This window comes from Salinimicrobium oceani, assembly GCF_012037645.1.
This window is the reverse complement of record NZ_JAAVJR010000634.1, coordinates 1-449: the sequence shown is the minus strand read 5'-3', so window position 1 is coordinate 449 and position 449 is coordinate 1. Positions and strand designations below refer to the sequence as shown.

Genomic DNA, 449 nt, shown 5'->3' with positions numbered 1-449 from the left:
GCAGATGATGATTACAGGTTAAATATTAGGGTGATCAATGAATATCCCTGGTCTAACCTTTTTGCCTATAACATGTTCCTTCGCCCGGAAGAGAGCGAACTTAAAGATTTTGAAGAGGACTGGTTGGTAGTTAACGCACCCGGATTTATGGCAGATCCCGAAGTAGATGGAACACGCCAACACAATTTCGCTATTCTCAATTTTACAAGAAAAATTGCCCTTATAGGAGGAACCGGATATACCGGAGAGATCAAAAAAGGAATTTTTTCTGCTTTGAACTTTATCCTGCCGGTGGATAAAAACACTTTGCCTATGCACTGTTCTGCCAACGTAGGGGAAGAAGGAGATACTGCTATTTTCTTCGGATTGTCCGGCACAGGAAAAACAACCTTATCTGCAGATCCGGAAAGAAAATTGATCGGGGATGATGAGCACGGCTGGACAAAAGA

The 449-nt window shown here is 42.5% G+C and carries 1 protein-coding gene; it reads left to right on the top strand.

Features of this window, described 5'->3' with window-relative positions:
* Positions 1–449, top strand: a 449-nt coding sequence (locus HC175_RS18620) for a phosphoenolpyruvate carboxykinase (ATP) (RefSeq protein ID WP_168139697.1), incomplete at both ends; no start/stop codon positions are given.